This window comes from Enterobacter cloacae complex sp. CARB60, from assembly GCF_036487345.1.
GTDB lineage: Bacteria > Pseudomonadota > Gammaproteobacteria > Enterobacterales > Enterobacteriaceae > Enterobacter > Enterobacter asburiae_D.
The window spans coordinates 2,266,546-2,284,422 of sequence record NZ_JAZKLC010000002.1; the positions used below are offsets into that span (position 1 = coordinate 2,266,546).

Annotated in this window: 15 protein-coding genes; 9 read left to right on the forward strand and 6 right to left on the reverse strand. The window is 58.1% G+C overall.

Going from position 1 to position 17,877, the window contains the following annotated elements:
• Nucleotides 1-47: 47 nt before the first annotated feature.
• Both V4835_RS11790 and V4835_RS11795 read right to left on the reverse strand, forming a co-directional pair.
• Nucleotides 48-788, reverse strand: a complete 741-nt coding sequence (locus V4835_RS11790; protein WP_331412256.1) for a 5'-nucleotidase, lipoprotein e(P4) family — start codon at nt 786-788, stop codon at nt 48-50.
• 77 nt (nt 789-865) lie between these two features.
• Nucleotides 866-1,393: a GNAT family N-acetyltransferase gene (locus tag V4835_RS11795; protein WP_331412257.1), complete on the reverse strand. Its 528-nt coding sequence runs from the start codon at nt 1,391-1,393 to the stop codon at nt 866-868.
• Nucleotides 1,394-1,525: 132 nt separating this feature from the next.
• On the opposite strand from V4835_RS11795, the gene treZ reads away from it, so the two are divergent.
• From treZ to glgX, 3 genes are read left to right on the forward strand one after another with little or no spacing between them, the layout of a single operon-like run.
• Complete coding sequence (gene treZ / locus V4835_RS11800; RefSeq protein ID WP_331412258.1) at nt 1,526-3,313, forward strand: malto-oligosyltrehalose trehalohydrolase; 1,788 nt, start codon at nt 1,526-1,528, stop codon at nt 3,311-3,313.
• Nucleotides 3,310-5,778 carry a malto-oligosyltrehalose synthase gene (gene treY / locus V4835_RS11805; protein WP_331412259.1) on the forward strand — a complete coding sequence of 823 codons (2,469 nt, stop codon included), beginning with the start codon at nt 3,310-3,312 and terminating at the stop codon, nt 5,776-5,778. Before treZ ends, treY begins: the two co-directional genes overlap by 4 nt.
• Nucleotides 5,779-5,793: 15 nt before the next feature.
• Complete coding sequence (gene glgX, locus V4835_RS11810; protein ID WP_063142753.1) at nt 5,794-7,869, forward strand: glycogen debranching protein GlgX; 2,076 nt, start codon at nt 5,794-5,796, stop codon at nt 7,867-7,869.
• A 2-nt stretch (nt 7,870-7,871) separates the two neighbouring features.
• Here the strand turns inward: glgX and V4835_RS11815 are convergent, their stop codons facing one another.
• Entirely contained in the window at nt 7,872-8,417 is a 546-nt protein-coding gene (locus V4835_RS11815) for a winged helix DNA-binding protein (protein ID WP_023311843.1), read from the reverse strand.
• A gap of 199 nt (nt 8,418-8,616) precedes the next feature.
• Here V4835_RS11815 and V4835_RS11820 point away from each other — a divergent pair, with 199 nt between their 5' ends.
• From V4835_RS11820 to V4835_RS11830, 3 genes are read left to right on the forward strand one after another with little or no spacing between them, the layout of a single operon-like run.
• On the forward strand, nt 8,617-9,339 hold the full coding sequence (locus V4835_RS11820; RefSeq protein ID WP_032657020.1) for a DUF969 domain-containing protein: 723 nt from the start codon (nt 8,617-8,619) through the stop codon (nt 9,337-9,339).
• Complete coding sequence (locus V4835_RS11825; RefSeq protein ID WP_331412260.1) at nt 9,336-10,322, forward strand: DUF979 domain-containing protein; 987 nt, start codon at nt 9,336-9,338, stop codon at nt 10,320-10,322. Before V4835_RS11820 ends, V4835_RS11825 begins: the two co-directional genes overlap by 4 nt.
• A 9-nt stretch (nt 10,323-10,331) precedes the next feature.
• Nucleotides 10,332-11,327 carry a DUF2891 domain-containing protein gene (locus tag V4835_RS11830; RefSeq protein ID WP_331412261.1) on the forward strand — a complete coding sequence of 332 codons (996 nt, stop codon included), beginning with the start codon at nt 10,332-10,334 and terminating at the stop codon, nt 11,325-11,327.
• Between the two features lie 68 nt (nt 11,328-11,395).
• Here the strand turns inward: V4835_RS11830 and V4835_RS11835 are convergent, their stop codons facing one another.
• Nucleotides 11,396-12,799: an MFS transporter gene (locus tag V4835_RS11835; RefSeq protein WP_331412262.1), complete on the reverse strand. Its 1,404-nt coding sequence runs from the start codon at nt 12,797-12,799 to the stop codon at nt 11,396-11,398.
• Nucleotides 12,800-12,916: 117 nt separating this feature from the next.
• On the opposite strand from V4835_RS11835, the gene V4835_RS11840 reads away from it, so the two are divergent.
• Nucleotides 12,917-13,822, forward strand: a complete 906-nt coding sequence (locus V4835_RS11840) for a LysR family transcriptional regulator (RefSeq protein ID WP_331412263.1) — start codon at nt 12,917-12,919, stop codon at nt 13,820-13,822.
• Between the two features lie 3 nt (nt 13,823-13,825).
• Here the strand turns inward: V4835_RS11840 and V4835_RS11845 are convergent, their stop codons facing one another.
• Nucleotides 13,826-15,280: a Cu(+)/Ag(+) sensor histidine kinase gene (locus tag V4835_RS11845; protein ID WP_331412264.1), complete on the reverse strand. Its 1,455-nt coding sequence runs from the start codon at nt 15,278-15,280 to the stop codon at nt 13,826-13,828.
• Nucleotides 15,270-15,953, reverse strand: coding sequence for a copper/silver response regulator transcription factor (locus V4835_RS11850; RefSeq protein WP_121423768.1), 684 nt, complete (start codon nt 15,951-15,953; stop codon nt 15,270-15,272). Before V4835_RS11850 ends, V4835_RS11845 begins: the two co-directional genes overlap by 11 nt.
• A gap of 162 nt (nt 15,954-16,115) precedes the next feature.
• Between V4835_RS11850 and V4835_RS11855 the strand changes: the two genes are divergently transcribed.
• Both V4835_RS11855 and cusF read left to right on the forward strand, forming a co-directional pair.
• Nucleotides 16,116-17,501, forward strand: a complete 1,386-nt coding sequence (locus V4835_RS11855) for an efflux transporter outer membrane subunit (RefSeq protein WP_331412265.1) — start codon at nt 16,116-16,118, stop codon at nt 17,499-17,501.
• Between the two features lie 28 nt (nt 17,502-17,529).
• Nucleotides 17,530-17,871, forward strand: a complete 342-nt coding sequence (cusF, locus tag V4835_RS11860; RefSeq protein ID WP_331412266.1) for a cation efflux system protein CusF — start codon at nt 17,530-17,532, stop codon at nt 17,869-17,871.
• The last annotated feature ends 6 nt before the right edge of the window (nt 17,872-17,877 follow it).

Consider the following 17,877-nt stretch of genomic DNA (forward strand, 5'->3'; position numbering starts at 1 on the left):
CTACATACTGAATTTTGCCGGGTAAGCGCAGCGCCACCCGGCAAAATTCATGGCTTCCAGCTGTCCGGCGTAGCTTTCGACCAGGACCCATAAGCGGCGTTAGGCAGCACAATCCAGTCGTTACCGAAGTGTTCCGCGCTGGCCTCAACCAGCTCACGCTGCTGCTCGCTCGGCTTTTTGTTTTTAAACTGCACGGCGAAATCCGGCAGGCTGTCGCCAAACAGCATCACGATCTGCTGCTTTTTGAGGATGCTCTGGCGACGCTCTTCCTTGCTGACCGTGTCCAGAAGCACGCTTTCATCGGACACCTGCGGAAGTCCGAGGGCTTTTAACGTCCTGAGCGTATCGGCTTTATTTTCCTGCATGCGGTCCGAGACGTAGTAGATACGGACCTTGCTTTGATTCACATGGTCCAGAAACGCCTTCGCTCCCGGAATTAAGCCGGGTTTTCCCTGTTTCTCCCAGTCGCTCCAGGTGTCCCATTTTGTAAAGTCGTGACACTGCTCCGTGTCGCGCACCAGCAGAGGGGTGTTGTCCAGTACCGTTTCATCCAGGTCCATGACCACGGCGTAATTTTCAGGCGTTTTCAGACCTTTTAACTTTTCGTTAAAACGCTCGGTGGCAAACCGATACGTCTGCAGCTGAAGGGCCATAATCTCTGCCGATTTCTGCTGATAGCGCAGCGCCATTTCGTACGCTTTAGGTTCACACAGGTCGCGCCCGGCGGCCGTCGCCGCTGTACTTAAAACAGGTAATGCCAGCAGTAAAGCCTTCGCCATAAAATTCACGCTTCTTTCCTCAACGCCTTGTTTAAAATCCGCAAAGAGTAGTGAAGTTCAATGACAGAAATATGAAGGCCGCGTCGCTAGACCAGCATGTAATACCAGAACAGGGCGACTTCGTCTTTTTCCGGTAAGGCGTTGTAGAGATAACGATCGTAGCCGCCCAGGGTGAACCCGTAGTTACGGTAGAACAGACAGGCAGAGACGTTCACATTTTGTGTTTCAAGCCGTAATCCCGGCGCGTTTACGCTGCGGGCCCAGACGTGTGCGGCGGCCATCAATTTTTGTGCGGCGCCGGATCTGCGTTTTGTACGCTCAACGGCAATATAATCCACTGAGATAAATTTATTCCAGCCAATTGAAGCGGTAATAAATCCGGCTATTTCACCGTCATCCGTTTCGGCGATAAGAAATATGGCGTCCGGATCAACGCAGTGGTTTTCAAGGGTTTGAATGTCGAGTTCGTAGGTTTTAATCCAGGGCTCGGTGACGGCTTCGATATGCAAATCACAATGGATAAAAGGCTCTCGCGCAATGTGGCTAATGGTGAAAGAAAAGTCACAGCATTCAAGACGTAAGAGGTCAGTATTTAATCCTTTTCGAATCTGCATAATTTTCCCGGTAGTGAGTTATTTCATAAAGAATAGACGAAGCGGTTAAATCCGCTGGGCTAACACACTTTCAATCCTGAACTAAGCTTGTACTTCGTTCCGCGTAAAATGTGGGTCATTCGAGGACAATGAATGGAATTCAGAACATTTCAAAAGCAGTGGGGTGCTGAGTTTATTTCCGATGACGTAGTACGTTTTCGCGTCTGGGCAGAAGGACAGAAAGAACTTACGCTACGTCTGGCTACCGCCGACGTGCCGATGACGGCAACCGGCGACGGCTGGTTCCAGGCAGATGTACCCGGCGTCACGCACGGTGCAGAATACCAATTTGTTCTTCAGGACGGCATGACGGTGCCCGATCCTGCCTCGCGCGCGCAAAAGGGCGAGGTTAACGGCCCCTCCGTTGTGATCGATCCCCGACGCTATCAGCCACTCAACCGGGACTGGACAGGGCGGCCGTGGGAAGAGACGGTTATCTATGAACTGCACGTTGGCACCTTTACCCCGGAGGGCACCTTTCGGGCGGCCATCGACAAGCTGCCGTATCTGGCAGAGCTCGGTATTACCCAGCTTGAAGTAATGCCCGTCTCCCAGTTTGGCGGAACCCGCGGCTGGGGGTATGACGGCGTGCTGCTGTATGCCCCGCACGCCGCCTACGGCACGCCGGAGGATTTCCACGCGCTTATCGACGCGGCGCATGGGCTGGGGCTTTCCGTGGTGCTGGATATCGTGCTGAACCACTTCGGTCCCGAAGGAAACTATCTGCCCCTGCTGTCGCCCGGTTTTTTCGATGCGGATCGCACTACGCCCTGGGGTAACGGCATCGCCTATGAGCGGGAGCCGGTGAGGCGGTATATCACCGACGCACCGCTTTACTGGCTGACGGAGTATCGTCTGGATGGGCTACGTTTTGATGCCATCGACCAGATTAAAGACGCCTCCGGGACGCACATTCTTGAGGAAATTGCAGAGAAGATCCGCGAGGCGACCCCGCACCGTCACGTTCACCTGACCACGGAAGATAGCCGCAACGTGATTTTCCTGCATCCGCGCGATGAGCAGGGCAACACGCCGCTGTTCACCGCCGAGTGGAATGATGACTTCCACAACGCCGCCCACGTGTTTGCCACCGGCGAAACGCACGCCTACTACCAGGATTTTGCCTTTGAGCCGGAGAAAAAGTTCGCCCGGGCGCTGGCGGAAGGGTTTGTCTACCAGGGCGAGATTTCGCTGCAAACCGGGGAATCCCGCGGGGTGGAGTGCCACACGCAGCCGCCGCAGTTCTTCGTCGATTTTATTCAAAACCACGATCAGACCGGGAATCGCGCCCAGGGCGAGCGGCTTATCACCCTGGCCGGTGCCGGTAAGACGCGGGTGCTGCTTGCCGCGCTGCTGCTTTCCCCCCATATCCCGCTGCTGTTTATGGGCGAGGAGTTTGGGGAAACGCATCCTTTCCTGTTCTTCACCGATTTTCACGGCGATCTGGCAAAGGCGGTGCGGGAAGGGCGCGCAAAAGAGTTTACCGGCCACGCCGGGCACGATGAAACCGTCCCGGATCCGAATGACGTGAACACCTTTGTTCGCTCAAAGCTCGACTGGAATAAGGTCGCCACCGACGAAGGCAAAACGTGGCTGCGCTTCACGCGCCACCTGCTGACGCTGCGTCATCGCCATATCGTTCCGCTTCTTCGTCATGGCGGCACCGTTCAGGGCAAGGTGATCAAGACCGCGCCCGGCATGGTGGCGGTGGGCTGGCGCTTCCCGGCTGGGACGCTCTCTCTGGCGCTCAATATCGGCAATAAGCCCGTCGCGCTGCCCGATCTCGCGGGTGAAACGCGCTTTGCCTGGCCGGAAGTCACTGACGTTTTACCGCCGAACGGTATTGTCGTTCGCCTTGCTGATGGAGAAGCATCGTTATGATCCCTTCCGCCACGTACCGTATTCAGTTCCGTAATGGCATGACCTTCGACCGCGTTGCGGCGCTGGTGCCGTATCTGAAAGATCTCGGCATCAGCCACCTCTACGCGTCGCCCGTGTTTACCGCCACAGCGGGTTCCACCCACGGCTATGACGTCACCAACCCGAATGAAATTGACCCCGCTATCGGCGGACGAGAGGGGTTTGACCGCATGGCCACGGCGCTTAAGCAGGCCGGTATGGGGCTGATTCTGGACATTGTTCCTAACCATATGTCGACCTCGCTGGAAAATCCCTGGTGGCGGGATGTGATTGAATACGGCCAGCAGAGCCGCTATTTCCGCTACTTCGATATCGACGGCTCGCGCCCGCTTACGCTACCGTTCCTCGGTGACACCTTTGAAGCGGAGCTGGAGAAGGGGGCCATCACCCTAAAACGTGACGCTGTCACCAAAAAGGCCGCGCTGGTCTACTATAACGTCGAGTATCCGCTCAATCCGGGTACGTACAGCGAGGATAAGAGCATCGCTGAACTGCATGACGCGCAAAGCTGGCGGCTGATGTCCTGGCGGGAGGCGCCGAAGCAGCTCTCGTGGCGTCGCTTCTTTGAGATCACCGGGCTGGTCGGCGTTCGGGTTGAAGATGACGCGGTCTTTGACGATTCGCACCGGCTGATCCTGGAGCTGGTTCACGCGGGCGTGGTGGACGGCCTGCGCATTGACCATGTCGACGGCCTGGCCGATCCGCTGGGCTATCTGCAGCGCCTGCGGCAGAAAACCGGACCCGACTGCTACATCACGGTTGAAAAAATTCTCGCCAGGGGAGAACAGCTCCCCGCAGACTGGCCGATCTCCGGCACCACCGGCTACGAGTTTATCGCCTCGCTGGCGGAAGTGCTGGTCGACGACGCGAATCTGCCGCGCCTGGAGACCATCCACGACGAGACGCTGGGGATAACGGTCGATCGCCACGCCGAGCTGCGCGATGCCAAAGGCCTGATGACCGACCGCAATTTTGAGGGCGAATTCACCACGCTGCTAAACCTTGCTGACGATCTGGCCCGCCGCAATGAGGTTGCGCTGCCGCGCGAGGAGATCCGCCACGCGCTGCGCGAGCTGCTTATCGTCTTTCCGGTCTACCGCACCTACGGCACCCGGGAGGGATTAACCCCGCCGGACGTGGCGCTCCTTAACCGCGTGGTCGCCAGCGTGGAGACGTCTGAAGCGGCGCTGAGCCTGATTGTACGCATTCTTACCGGCGACCTGCCGCAAGCGTGCCGCGAGTCCGCCGCGCTTTTCAGAACCCGCTTCCAGCAGCTAACCGGGCCGCTGATGGCGAAGTCGGTGGAGGACACGCTGTTCTTCCGCCATAACCTGGAGCTGGCGCTCAATGAAGTGGGCGCCGACCCGACGCCGCGCGCGTTTTCATTATCCCGTTTCCACCAGGAGATGCGCATTCGTCTCGCCCGTCAGCCCGACGCGCTGCTGGGCACCTCCACGCACGATACCAAGCGCGGGGAAGATGCCCGGGCGCGTCTCTACACCCTGACGGAGGCGCCGGAACGGTGGGGCGATAACCTGGCCCGCTGGCGGCAGATGAACCAGACCCAGGTGCGTTTTCTCAATGACGGTACCGCGCCGAACGCCGCCGATACGTGGATGATCTATCAGGCGCTGGCGGGCGTCTGGCCCGCCGCGCAATCACCGGACGACGCCGAAGGGCTTAAATCACTGGAAGAACGTTTTCTTGGCTTCCTCGAGAAAGCGCTGCGCGAGGCAAAACAGCGCACCGACTGGATCGACAGCAACGAGAGCTATGAGAGCGTGGTGTTGAGCTACGCGCGGCACCTGCTTTCGCCGGACAACACCCTGTTCCTGCATGATTTCAGCGAGGCGATGCAGCCTTTTGTCCGGGCCGGGCTGATGAACAGCCTCAGCCAGACGGTGATCAAGCTGACGGCTCCCGGCGTGCCGGATATCTATCAGGGCAGCGAGGCGCTCAACTTTAGCCTCGTCGATCCGGATAACCGACGGGAGCCGGATTTCCCGACCCTGGTGCACAGCCTCAGCGCGGCGGATGCCACGGTGTTTGACAACCCGGCCTGCTGGCGAGACGGGCGCGTTAAGCAGTTCGTCACCGCCACGCTGCTGCGGCTTCGACCGCATTACGCCGCGCTTTTCCGCTACGGCGACTGGCTGCCGCTTAAGGTCAGCGGCGAGCGCGAGGAGAACCTGATTGCCTATGCGCGCGTTAGGGGCGACGAGGCGCTGATTGTTGCCGTGCCGCGTCTGGTTTTGGGTGTCAACGGCAACGAAACGCTGTGGGTTAATACCACGGTAGCGATACCCGACGAACTGGCCGGGAAGCGCTATCGGGATCTGTTCAGCGGTGAAAGCCGCATTCTGCAAGAGACGCTGGATTTAACGTCAGAAAAGGGATGTGTACTGGTTCTGCTTACCTGCGAATAATCGTGGAGAACGAAAATGGCAAAGGATACTACGTTTGAAATTCGGGCCGGTCATGGCCAACAGTTGGGTGCTAATTATGACGGGAAGGGAGTCAACTTCGCGCTGTTCTCCGCTCACGCCGAGCGGGTGGAGCTCTGTCTGTTTGACCCGTCCGGGAAAACCGAAATCGCCCGGCTGGAGCTGCCGGAATATACCCATGAGGTCTGGCACGGCTATGTGCCCGATCTGAAGCCCGGCGCGCTGTACGGCTATCGCGTCTACGGCCCCTACGATCCGGAAAACGGTCATCGCTTCAACCCGCATAAGCTGCTTATCGACCCCTACGCCCGCGAACTGGTGGGCGATATCGACTGGAACGACGCCCATTTCGGCTATGAGCTGGGGCATGATGAACTGGACCTCAGTTTTGACACGCGCGACAGCGCGCCGTTCACGCCAAAATGCAAGGTCATCGACCCGGACGCCTTTGACTGGCAGGACAACAGCCGGCCCAACGTGCCCTGGCCGCATACCGTTGTCTATGAAAGCCACGTGAAGGGCTTTACCCAGATGAACCCGGCCATTCCGCCCGAGCTGCGCGGAACGTTTGAGGGGATGGGGCACAAAGCCTCGGTCGATTACATCAAGAGTCTTGGCATCACCTCGGTGGAGCTGCTGCCGGTTCACTGGTTCCCGGACGACCAGCATCTGCTCGATCGTGGCCTGAAGAACTTCTGGGGCTATAACACGCTCGGCTTTTTTGCTCCGGCGTCGCGCTATTACGGCCCGGCGGGGATCCAGGGCTTTCGCGACATGGTACGCGCGTATCACGATGCGGGCATCGAGGTGATTCTGGACGTGGTGTACAACCACACCGCGGAAGGAAATGAGCTTGGCCCCACGCTCTCGTTTAAGGGGATTGATAATTACAGCTATTACCGCACCCTGCCGGACCAGCACCGGTACTACATCAACGACACCGGGACGGGAAACACGGTCAACACCTCGCACCCGCGCGTGCTGCAGATGGTGATGGACTCCCTGCGCTACTGGGCGGAGTCGATGCATATTGACGGTTTCCGCTTTGACCTGGGGACGATACTGGGGCGCGAGCCTGAAGGGTTTGACCCGCGCGGCGGTTTCTTTGACGCCATATCTCAGGATCCGGTGTTATCGAGACTCAAGCTGATTGGCGAACCCTGGGATATTGGCCCCGGCGGGTATCAGGTCGGCGGTTTCCCGCCGGGCTGGGGGGAGTGGAACGATAAGTACCGCGATACCGTCCGCGAGTACTGGAAGGGCGATAACGTCTCTACCGATTTTGCCGCGCGACTGCTGGGATCCGGGGATCTGTACGACCTGCGCGGGCGTCGTCCGTGGGCCAGCGTCAACTTCATCACCGCTCACGACGGCTTTACGCTGAATGACCTGGTGTCATACAACGAAAAGCATAACGCCGACAACGGCGAGGACAATAACGACGGGCATAACGATAATCGCTCGTACAACTATGGCGAAGAAGGGCCGACGGAGAACCCGGATATTATTGCCACCCGCGAACGGCAGAAACGTAATTTCCTGACCACGCTGCTGTTTTCCCACGGCACGCCGATGCTGCTGGCGGGGGACGAGTTTGGCCGCACGCAGAAGGGCAACAATAACGGCTACTGCCAGGACAGCGAGATCTCCTGGATCGACTGGAAGGGGTTATCCGAAAACGACGCCGCGCTGCGCGAGTTTACACGACGGCTCATTGCCCTACGCGCATCGCAGCCGTTATTGCGTCGTGAAAGCTGGCGCGACGGGCTGGAGATCCGCTGGTTTAATGCCGGAGGCGGTCCGCAGCAGGCCGAGCAGTGGGATGAGGGCTCGACGCTCGGCGTCTCCATCAGCAGGCCGGATCTCAGGCAGGAGGACGGCATCTGGCACGACGTGCTGATGCTGTTCAACCCGTTTGAAGGCACCGTGCCGTTCCAGATCCCGCAGTTTGGCGAAGGGGGATGGGTGCTGGAACTGTCTACGGCTGATGACGCTGCCGCCGGGACAGCGATCACCGACACCGTAGAGTACGAACTGGCTGGACGCAGTATTACCCTCTTCAGACGACCTTAACTTTAGAGTGATGCCGCCGCGCGGGCGGCGGTGTCATACAGGGATGAGATCGTGCGTAACAGCTGCGCGGTCTCGCCAATCGACTTCCCGGCAATGCCGCTCTCCGCGTGGATTGCGATCAGACACGCCTCCCGCACGTCCCGGTACTTCATGCACAACGCTTTCCCTTCTTCGGTGGTGGAGAAAAAGAGCTCTTTGCCCGCTTTCTCGCTCGTCACGTAGCCCGCTTTGACCAGCTTTTTCAGGGCGTAGGTCACCACATGGGTATCTTCCACATTGAGAACAAAACAGATATCGGCCAGCTTTTTCTTGCGGTCGCGGTGGTTCACATGGTGCAGCAGCGAGACGTCAAAGGCGCCCATATCGGGCTCGCCGGCTGCGGTCATGCAGCGCACCATCCATTTATTGAACGCGTTGCTGGTCATGATCAGCGCGTACTCCAGCTCTGACAGTTCCGCGCAGCGCTCGGACACCAGATGGCGGGAAGAGACGATCCGGCCATCGTTGATATCGTCGCGATCGGGTGAAGCACTCTTTTTCGAGGTCATAACGTTCCTTAGCCAGAAATGTAAACTCATCGATAAAATAAGAACATTTTATTGATAATTTGTTTACATGTTTTTGAGGTTCAGATATAGCTTTTTAGCGCAGGTTTTTCGAAACCTGACGAAAAACACAACATCGCTCGCCGCAAATTAAAAAAATAGCCGTCGGCGCGCAACGCTCACTTTGGATAGGGTAAACGTTATGGACGGTACTACGCTGTTGCCGCTGATCGGGATACCGATCGTGGTTATTGGTTTTGCGCTGCGCTTCAACCCGCTGCTGGTGGTCGTGGTGGCGGGGCTGGCGACGGGGCTGCTGGTCGGTATGGATTTCGGGATGCTGCTGGAGACCTTTGGCGAAAAGTTCGTGAATAGCCGATCGCTGGCGACCTTCATTCTGATCCTGCCCGTGATTGGTCTGCTGGAATATTACGGGCTCAAGGAGCGTGCCCAGGCCTGGGTGGCGAAGATCGCCAGCGCCACCTCGGCGCGTATTCTGATGCTCTATTTTGTCGCCCGTGAAGGCACCGCCGCGCTGGGGCTGATGTCGCTGGGCGGTCATGCCCAGACGGTGCGCCCGCTGCTGGCCCCGATGGCCGAAGGGGCGGCGCTGAACGAATACGGCGAGCTGCCGCAGCACATCCGCGACAAAATCAAAGCCCATGCCGCCGCGTGCGACAACATCGCGGTCTTCTTTGGGGAAGATATCTTTATTGCCTTTGGCGCGGTGCTGCTGATCGACGCGTTCCTGAAAGAGAACGGTATTCCGGGCATCGAACCGCTGCATATTGGCCTGTGGGCTATCCCAACCGCCATTGCGGCATTAGTTATTCATATGACGCGCCTGCTGCGTCTGGATGCCAGCATCCGCCGCGACGTCATGGCCTGGCGTGCAGAGCAGGGTAAACAGGAGGTGGCGCAATGATGACGCTTATCACCATTAACCGCGTGTACTACCTGATCGGCTTCGTCGTGATGCTGCTGGTTGTGATGACCCTGCGCGATCGCGCCAATCCAAAGCGTTTTACCACGGCACTGTTCTGGTTTTTATTCGGTGGGATCTTCCTGTTCGGTGACCTGATGGTGCAGGAGCTGGGTAAATCCCTGGCGTACCGGATTATCGGCGGCGGCGTTATAGCTATCGCGCTGCTGGCGGGTTTTGGCCTTGTCGGGAAAGGGCACTATGAAATGTCCACCGAAGACGAACGTCTCGCCTCGTCAAACCGCCTTAAGAACTGGCTGTTTCTGCCCGCGCTGATGATCCCGGTGGTGACGGTGATCGGCACCCTGTTCCTGAAAGGGGTTTCGGTTGGCGGCGTGTTCCTGCTCGATCAGAAACAGCTCACCCTCGCGGCGCTGTGCGTGGCCTGCGTCGCGGCGATCCTCACCGGCTGGTGGCTGACCAAAGGCACGCCGCTGCACGCCATTCGTCAGTCTCGTCGCCTTGTCGATACCATCGGCTGGGCGGTGATCCTGCCGCAGATGCTGGCCATGCTCGGCGGCGTGTTCGTGGCGGCCAATACCGGTGATTCGGTGCAGAAGGTGGTGGGCCTGTTCGTTAACCCGGATAACCGCTTTATGCTGGTGGTGATTTACTGCGTGGGGATGGCGCTGTTTACCATGATCATGGGCAACGCGTTTGCCGCCTTCCCGGTGCTGAGCGCGGGCATCGCCTTGCCGTTTTTGATCAACGTGCATCACGGCAACCCGGCGCCGCTGCTGGCGATTGGCATGTACGCGGGCTACTGCGGCACGCTGATGACGCCGATGGCCGCGAACTTCAATATCGTTCCCGCCGCGCTGCTGGAGCTGAAAGACAAGTATCAGGTGATCAAGATCCAGATCCCGACCGCGTTAACCCTGCTGGTGGTGAACGTGTTCCTCATGTATTTCCTCGTGTTTCGCTAAGGAGCTGTTATGGAATTAACGCAACATCAGGCTGACGCGTTTGCCCGCATGCCTTTGACCTATTTGCGCCAGGAATACCCGAACCACATCATGCATCTGCTGAATGATGATCGCGACGTGCTACCGCCTCGCGAACTGCACCCGATTTTCTACGGCTGTTTCGACTGGCACTCGGCGGTGCACGGCTACTGGCTGCTGCTGCGCTGCGTGCGCCTCTATCCCGAACTGCCGAGCCGGGACGCGATCGTCGCGCTTTTCGACGAGCACCTGACGGAAGAGAACGTGGCGAAGGAGCTGGCCTATTTCACCGCGCCGTTCCGCGCCTCGTTTGAGCGCCCGTATGGCTACGGCTGGCTGCTGGCGCTGGCCCAGGAGCTGAAGCAGTCGTCGCTGCCGCAGGCCGCAGGCTGGTACCGGACGCTTGAGCCGCTAACCCAGGATATTCGCAACAGGCTGGTGGATTACCTCGGCAAGCTCACCTATCCGATCCGCATCGGGACGCACTACAACACGGCGTTTGCCCTCGCGCTGGGGCTGGACTACGCCCGAGCCGCAGAAGATAGCGCGCTTGAGCAGGCGATTGTGACGGCGGCGGAGCGGTTTTACCTCGCCGACACGTGCTATCCGGCGCACTACGAACCCGGCGGTGATGAGTATATTTCCGGGGCGCTGACGGAAGCGCTGCTGATGAGCAAGGTGTCGGAGGGCTTCCCGGCCTGGTTTGACGCGTTTCTGCCGGATGTCGGCTCCGTTGCGGCGCTGATGAACCCGGCGGAAGTGAGCGATCGTACCGACCCTAAAATCGCCCATCTCGACGGATTAAACCTCAGCCGCGCCTGGTGCATGAAGCATATTGCCCGCGCGCTTCCGGCAGACCACCCGGCGCAGCAGGCGCTGCGTGATGCGGTGGCGAAACACCTGACGGCAAGCGTCGAGCATGTTGTCGGCAGCCACTACAGCGGCGGGCATTGGCTGGCGAGCTTTGCGCTGCTGGCGCTGGAGTAAACAAACGAGTCGTCTTTTTTGCCGGGTGGCGCTGCGCTTACCCGGCCTACAAAACTACACCGGGCGAATCAGGCCGATGCCCGAACCGCAGGGCGCAGCCTGCTCAGGCTAAACAACACCGACCCCGCCGAGGCGATGACGGCTATCCACAGTGCAACCTGGATGGCATGTTGATGGTCCCATCCCGTCGTCGCGGCCAGCAGCACGCCCACCGCGGCGGCACCAAGGCATTGGCCAAATGTCCTCACAATCGACAACACGCCGGAGGCATAGCTGGCATGCTCCCGCGCTACGTTAGAGAGCATTTCCCGGTTATTGGGGCTCTGGAAGCAGCCAAACCCAATCCCGCACACCAGACTGCGCAGGCAGATATTCCATGCGGAAGGATTGTCCGGCAACGTCGCCAGCAGGACCAGCCCACCGACAAAAATCATCAGCCCGATTGTCGAGATCAGCGGCGCGGAAATCGTATCTGCCCAGCGCCCCGCGTGCGGCGCGATCAGCACGATGCCGATCGGCCACGGGGTGAATAGCAGCGCGGAGACCACCGGGCTGTAGCCATACACGCTCTGAAACAGGAACGGCAGCGCGACAAAGGTGATGCCCTGACTGACAAACGAGGCCAGCGAGGTCAGGGCAGCGAGGGTGAAGCGTCCGTTTTTAAACATGACGGGCGGCAGGATGGGACTTCGCGCGCGCCGTATCCGCCAGATAAAGGCGATGGCGCTGACCAGCGTGAGAAGCCCCCAGCCGATGGCCTCCTGGCTAATGTGTTGCGTCACGCGCTGAAGGCTGTCGGCCAGCATAATCGCTGAGCCTAACAGCGCGGCGGAGAGCACGGCGCCAGGCGCATCAAAGGGTGAGCGGTCAACGGCTGATTCCCGCGGCAAGGCGCGCCACGCCAGCAGCAGGGCGATGCTGCCCGGAATAATGTTAATGGCGAACAGCCACTGCCAGCTCAGCGCGTCCAGTATGGTACCGCCCAGCACGGGGGCAACTGCCGTGCTGGAGGCGATAAGCAGGGCGTGCAGCCCCAAAATGCGGCCAAGCAGTCGACCCGGGAAAACGGATCTCAGGATAGCCGGGGCGATACTCAGGGTGGCCGCGCCGCCTATGCCTTGTAAAATGCGCATTCCGATCAGCATTTCTGGCGTGGTCGCCAGCGCGCAGCCGATCGAGGTGAGCGTAAAGGTGGCAAGCCCGGCAAGAAACACCGGGCGATAGCCCACGCGCGCCGCCAGCGCTGCGAAGATGGCTAGCGTCATTGCCGCTGACAGCAGGTAGCCGTTGGCGAACCAGACCGCCACGTTTGCGGGGACCTGCATCGCCGTTGCCATGGAGGGCAGCGCGATGTTGATCATGGTGCCGTCAAAGACGCCCATCAGCGTGGTGGTCATGACGGCGGCCATCACCCTGGCGCGTTCGCGCCCGGGTAAACCTTCATCGCCGGGCTGGTTTGAAAATAGCGTCATCGTCGTTACTCCGGATAAGAATAGTGATGACGAAACTATAATCATGCGGTATACAGGGCGGAAGACGCATCCGCTGCACTTAATCGTTGCATATAACGCCTTATCTGAGGAGCCATCGTGTCCGATCCTGACTTTAACCTTCTGGTTGCACTCGACGTTCTGCTCGCAGAAGCCAGCGTGGCGGGCGCGGCGCGACGTTTGAACCTCAGCACCTCCGCCATGAGCCGCACCCTGAGCAGGCTGCGGGAGGTGACCGGCGATCCTATTCTGGTGCGGGCCGGGCGTCATATGGTGCTGACGCCCTGGGCCGAAGCCACGCGGGATCGCGCCAGAAGCGCCGTGCATGAGGCGAGGGCGGTGCTTCAGCCCTCCACCGACGCGCTGAAGGTGGAAAATCTCGAGCGGCTGTTCACCATCAGAGCCAACGACGGTTTTGTGGTGGCGTTTGGGCCGCTGCTTATTGCGGCGGTGGCGAGCGTTGCGCCCGAGGTGTGCATCCGCTTCTCTCCGAAACCTGAAAAAACGTCGCGTTATTTGCGCGAGGGGCTTGTCGACCTGGAGATCGGCGTGCAGAGCAATATGGGGCCTGAAATACGGCTGCAAAGGCTCTTTCAGGATCGGTTTGTTGGCGCGGTGCGCAAGGGGCATCCGCTGTCATCACAGCCCACTGTCAGCCTTAGCGATTATGTTGCCTGGGGCCACGTGGTGGCCTCACCGGACGGATCGTTACACGGGTTTGTCGATGACGCGCTGGCGGAACGGGGGATGAAGCGCAAGGTCGCCAGCGTGGTGCCCGGATTTCCGACGGCGCTATCCGTGGCGCTGGCGTCCGATCTGGTTGCCATGGTACCGGCGCTGTACCTGCTCAATCAGCCGATGAACGAGCGCGTACACGTCTTTGAGCTGCCGTTTAAAACCCGGACCATTACGGTGTCGCAGATGTGGCATCCGCGCATGGAGAGGGACCCGGGGCATCGATGGCTCAGGGAAAAGGTACTGGAAGTGTGTCGGCCCGTGCGCTGACGCTCAGGCCGCTGTTCCCGGCACGGAGAGGATGAAGCGTGTCGACACCTCATCCGACTCCACGCGGACTTTTCCATGGTGCGCGGTGACGATGGACTTCACGATGGCAAGCCCGATCCCGCTGCCTTCGCCTTTGCGCTGTCTGGACGGATCGACGCGATAGAAACGGTCAAACAGCTTTGCCAGATGTTCCTGAGGGATCGGCGTACCGGGATTTTCTATCATCAGTTCAACGTTGTTATCCTGATTTCTGAGTGAGACCGTCACCGTTTTGCCTGCTGGCGTATAGCGCAGGGCATTGGAGAGCAGATTATTCATTGCTCTTCTGAACATCTGAGGATCGCCTTCTATCAGGCAGGGCATCCCGTTAAATTTCAGCGTGATGTTGCGTTCTTCCGCCCAGGCTTCGAAGAATTCGAAGACTTTCAAAACCTCCGCACTTAAATCAAACATCACCCGGTCAGGGATCAGCTGGTTATTATCCGCCTGCGCCAGGAAAAGCATGTCGCTGACCATCCGGGTCATCCGGTTGTACTCTTCCAGACTGGAGTACAGAACATCTTCCAGCTCTTTCTGCGAGCGGTTCTGGCTCAGCGCGATTTCCGTTTGCGTCACCAGGTTGGTGATGGGCGTTCTGATTTCATGCGCGATATCGGCGGAAAAATTCGCCTGACGGGTAAAGACATCTTCAATCTTTTCGATCATATGGTTGAAGGAGATGACCAGCTGTTCCAGCTCAACGGGTACGAGAGACGGCTCCAGCCGCGCATCCAGGTTTTCTGAGGTGATATTTTTAATGGCGTTGCTGACGTTACGCAGGGGCAAATGTCCCTGACGAACCGCAATGCGGATGACAAGAATAATCAGCAGGCTGATCGCCGCGGCAATCATCAGGAGATTCTTTTTCAGCGCCTCCAGGTAGTGCAGATGAAAATTAATGGAGAGCCCGATCAGCATGACGTAGTTCTGCGTTTTGCCCTGCAGCGTCGCCGTTCCTGAAGAGGCGATAATCCGGTACGTTTGCATGTTCATGTCGGACCCGGCGTGCACAGGCGTGGCAGGGCCTTCAACCGTCCAGTGAAACACATCCTGTGTGCGACAGTGTTCGCTAAAATCCTCCATGTTCATCGCAGGGCGCAGTGCCGCCCCTTGCGCCGAGCTGAACAGCGTATTTCCCTGCGGATCCAGGAGCAGGACGGCTACGCTGCGGTAGCCGGCGATCGACTCTTTGATCTTGCTGATTTTCTTTTGATCGGGGTCGGTGGGCGATCGCAGTATGCGGTGCATCGTAGTGCTGATTTGCTGCAGATCGTTGATATCCTGCTCGGCGAAATGCTTTTCAACGGAATGGAGCATAAACCAGGTAAAGGCGAAAAAGGCCAGTATCGTGGAGAGACTGATAAAAAAGGTCAGCCGCAGGGCAAGAGAAAAGGGGCGCCTGGGAAGCTTAACGTGCATCCGGTACCTCCAGCATATAGCCCACGCCGCGCACCGTCTGGATCAGCTTGGGTTCATAATCGTTATCAATTTTCGCGCGAAGCCGCTTTACCGCTACATCAATCGCGTTTGTATCGCTGTCAAAATTCATGTCCCACACCTGGGAGGCAATCAGGGAGCGGGGAAGCACCTCTCCCTGATGACGCATGAAAAACTCCAGCAGGCTGAACTCTTTGCTGGTTAACAGGATGCGACTTCCGGCCCGGCTTACCTTTCTCGACACGAGGTCAACCGTCAGGTCTGCCACCTGAAGCTGGCTTTCCGCAATCACCGTATTTCCGCGTCTTAACAGCGTCCTTACCCGGGCGAGCAGCTCAGCAAAGGCGAAAGGCTTAATCAGATAATCATCAGCGCCCAGCTCAAGCCCTTTAACCCGGTGTTCAATCGTGCCGAGAGCCGTGAGTAACAGGATGGGCATCCCTTTGCCGCCTGAGCGGAGCATGCGGACAATGTCCCAGCCGTTCACATCGGGCAGCATGATATCCAGAATCAGCAGATCGTATTCAGCGGTCATGGCGAGATGGTAGCCGTTCAGGCCGTTATCCGCGTGGTCCACAACAAACCCCGCTTCAGTCAGCCCCTTGCTCAGGTACTCACCGGTTTTAATTTCGTCTTCGACGATCAGTATTTTCATCATGCTCCCCTGACTGGCTGCTGATGACATTCTAGTGAGCCTGCGACCGTTAACAATGACTTACGCTAAAAATGACAACATTGTCATTATCCTGTCACCCGTCAAACAGGATGCGTTCCGTAGAGTAGCCCTAAAACTACTCTGGACTTCATTTAAACCGTTATGTTCCTGTTAAAACGACTAAGCATCAGCACGGTATTTATTCTGGCAGGCTGCGTCTCGCTGGCCCCAGAGTACCAGCGACCGGAAGCCCCTGTACCCCAGCAGTTTTCGCTCTCCCGTAACGGCCTGACGCCCGCGGCGGCGGGGTATCAGGACACCGGCTGGCGACGCTTTTTTGTCGATCCTCAGGTTGCGGGGCTGATTACGGAAGCCCTGAATAACAATCGCGATATCAAAATGGCAGCCCTGAAGGTCGAGGAAGCCCGGGCGCAGTTCAACGTGACGGATGCGGATCGTTATCCTCAGCTGAATGCCTCCTCGGGCATCACGTACAGCGGCGGGCTGAAAAGTGACAAACCCACCGCGCAACAGTACGACGCGGGCATTGCGCTTAGCTACGAACTCGATTTCTTCGGCAAGCTGAAGAACATGAGCGATGCCGACCGACAAAACTTTTTCGCCAGCGAAGAGGCCCGTCGCGCGGTGCATATCCTGCTCGTCTCTAACGTTTCTCAGAGCTATTTCAACCAGCAGCTGGCGTATAAACAGCTGCGCATTGCGCGGGATACGCTGACAAATTACCAGCAGTCTTATGCGTTCGTTGAGCAGCAGCTGGTGACGGGCAGTACGAACGTCCTGGCGCTGGAACAGGCCCGGGGACAGATCGAAAGCACGCGGGGAGATATAGCCAAAAGAGAGGGTGAGCTGGCGCAGGCCAATAATGCCCTGCAGCTGGTCCTCGGCACGTATCGCGCGCTGCCGGGCGACGGCGGCATGAACGCCAGCGACGTCGCGCCGGTGAAACTGCCTCCCCACCTTTCATCAGCGATACTGTTGCAGCGCCCGGATATTATGGAAGCGGAGTATCAGCTCAAAGCGGCCGATGCGAATATCGGCGCGGCACGTGCTGCTTTTTTCCCGTCTATATCACTCACCAGCGGGCTTTCAACCGGCAGCACGGAGTTGTCCAGCCTGTTCACGTCAGGGAGCGGGATGTGGAATTTTATTCCTAAAATCGACATTCCCATTTTTAATGCGGGCAGGAATAAGGCTAACCTGAAGCTGGCCGAAATTCGCCAGCAGCAGTCGGTTGTGAATTACGAACAAAAAATTCAGTCCGCCTTCAAACAGGTTGCCGACGCGCTCGCGCTGCGTGACAGCATTAACCAGCAGCTTGCTGCGCAACAGCGGTATCTTGATTCGCTACGCATTACTCTGCAGCGGGCCAGAGGGTTATATTCCAGCGGTGCGGTCAGCTATATCGAAGTGCTTGACGCGGAACGTTCTCTTTTCTCCACGCAGCAAAATATTCTCGACCTTATTTATGCCCGGCAGGTTAATGAAATTAATCTCTTAACCGCGCTCGGCGGCGGTTGGGTCGAATAACGTTATTTAATTAAACAGGAAAATAAACATGCGCAATTCACTTAAGGCTGTTGTATTCGGTGCCATCTCCATTGTGTTTTCTGCTGGCCTCCAGGCCGAGGTCCATCAGCACGAGGGGATGGGTGCTGCCAGCGAAGGGACCTCAGAGCAGCTCATCACCGGGACCGGCATCGTTAAGGACATTGATCTCACGAACAAAAAAGTCACGATCTCTCATGAAGCCATTCCGGCGATTGGCTGGCCCGCGATGACCATGCGTTTCACCTTTATTCAGGCTGACGAGAGTATCAATGCTTTAAAAGTCGGCAGTCACGTTGATTTTTCGTTTGTTCAGCAGGGCAATATCTCTTTACTGAAGAGCATTAAATAGCGAGAA

Bases quoted from the DNA above. Each gene is read 5' to 3' on its own strand.
- V4835_RS11795 (WP_331412257.1), bottom strand. From the start codon at position 1,393: ATGCAGATTCGAAAAGGATTAAATACTGACCTCTTACGTCTTGAATGC.
- treZ (WP_331412258.1), top strand. From the start codon at position 1,526: ATGGAATTCAGAACATTTCAAAAGCAGTGGGGTGCTGAGTTTATTTCC.
- treY (WP_331412259.1), top strand. From the start codon at position 3,310: ATGATCCCTTCCGCCACGTACCGTATTCAGTTCCGTAATGGCATGACC.
- glgX (WP_063142753.1), top strand. From the start codon at position 5,794: ATGGCAAAGGATACTACGTTTGAAATTCGGGCCGGTCATGGCCAACAG.
- V4835_RS11815 (WP_023311843.1), bottom strand. From the start codon at position 8,417: ATGACCTCGAAAAAGAGTGCTTCACCCGATCGCGACGATATCAACGAT.
- V4835_RS11820 (WP_032657020.1), top strand. From the start codon at position 8,617: ATGGACGGTACTACGCTGTTGCCGCTGATCGGGATACCGATCGTGGTT.
- V4835_RS11825 (WP_331412260.1), top strand. From the start codon at position 9,336: ATGATGACGCTTATCACCATTAACCGCGTGTACTACCTGATCGGCTTC.
- V4835_RS11830 (WP_331412261.1), top strand. From the start codon at position 10,332: ATGGAATTAACGCAACATCAGGCTGACGCGTTTGCCCGCATGCCTTTG.
- V4835_RS11835 (WP_331412262.1), bottom strand. From the start codon at position 12,799: ATGACGCTATTTTCAAACCAGCCCGGCGATGAAGGTTTACCCGGGCGC.
- V4835_RS11845 (WP_331412264.1), bottom strand. From the start codon at position 15,280: ATGCACGTTAAGCTTCCCAGGCGCCCCTTTTCTCTTGCCCTGCGGCTG.
- V4835_RS11850 (WP_121423768.1), bottom strand. From the start codon at position 15,953: ATGAAAATACTGATCGTCGAAGACGAAATTAAAACCGGTGAGTACCTG.
- V4835_RS11855 (WP_331412265.1), top strand. From the start codon at position 16,116: ATGTTCCTGTTAAAACGACTAAGCATCAGCACGGTATTTATTCTGGCA.
- cusF (WP_331412266.1), top strand. From the start codon at position 17,530: ATGCGCAATTCACTTAAGGCTGTTGTATTCGGTGCCATCTCCATTGTG.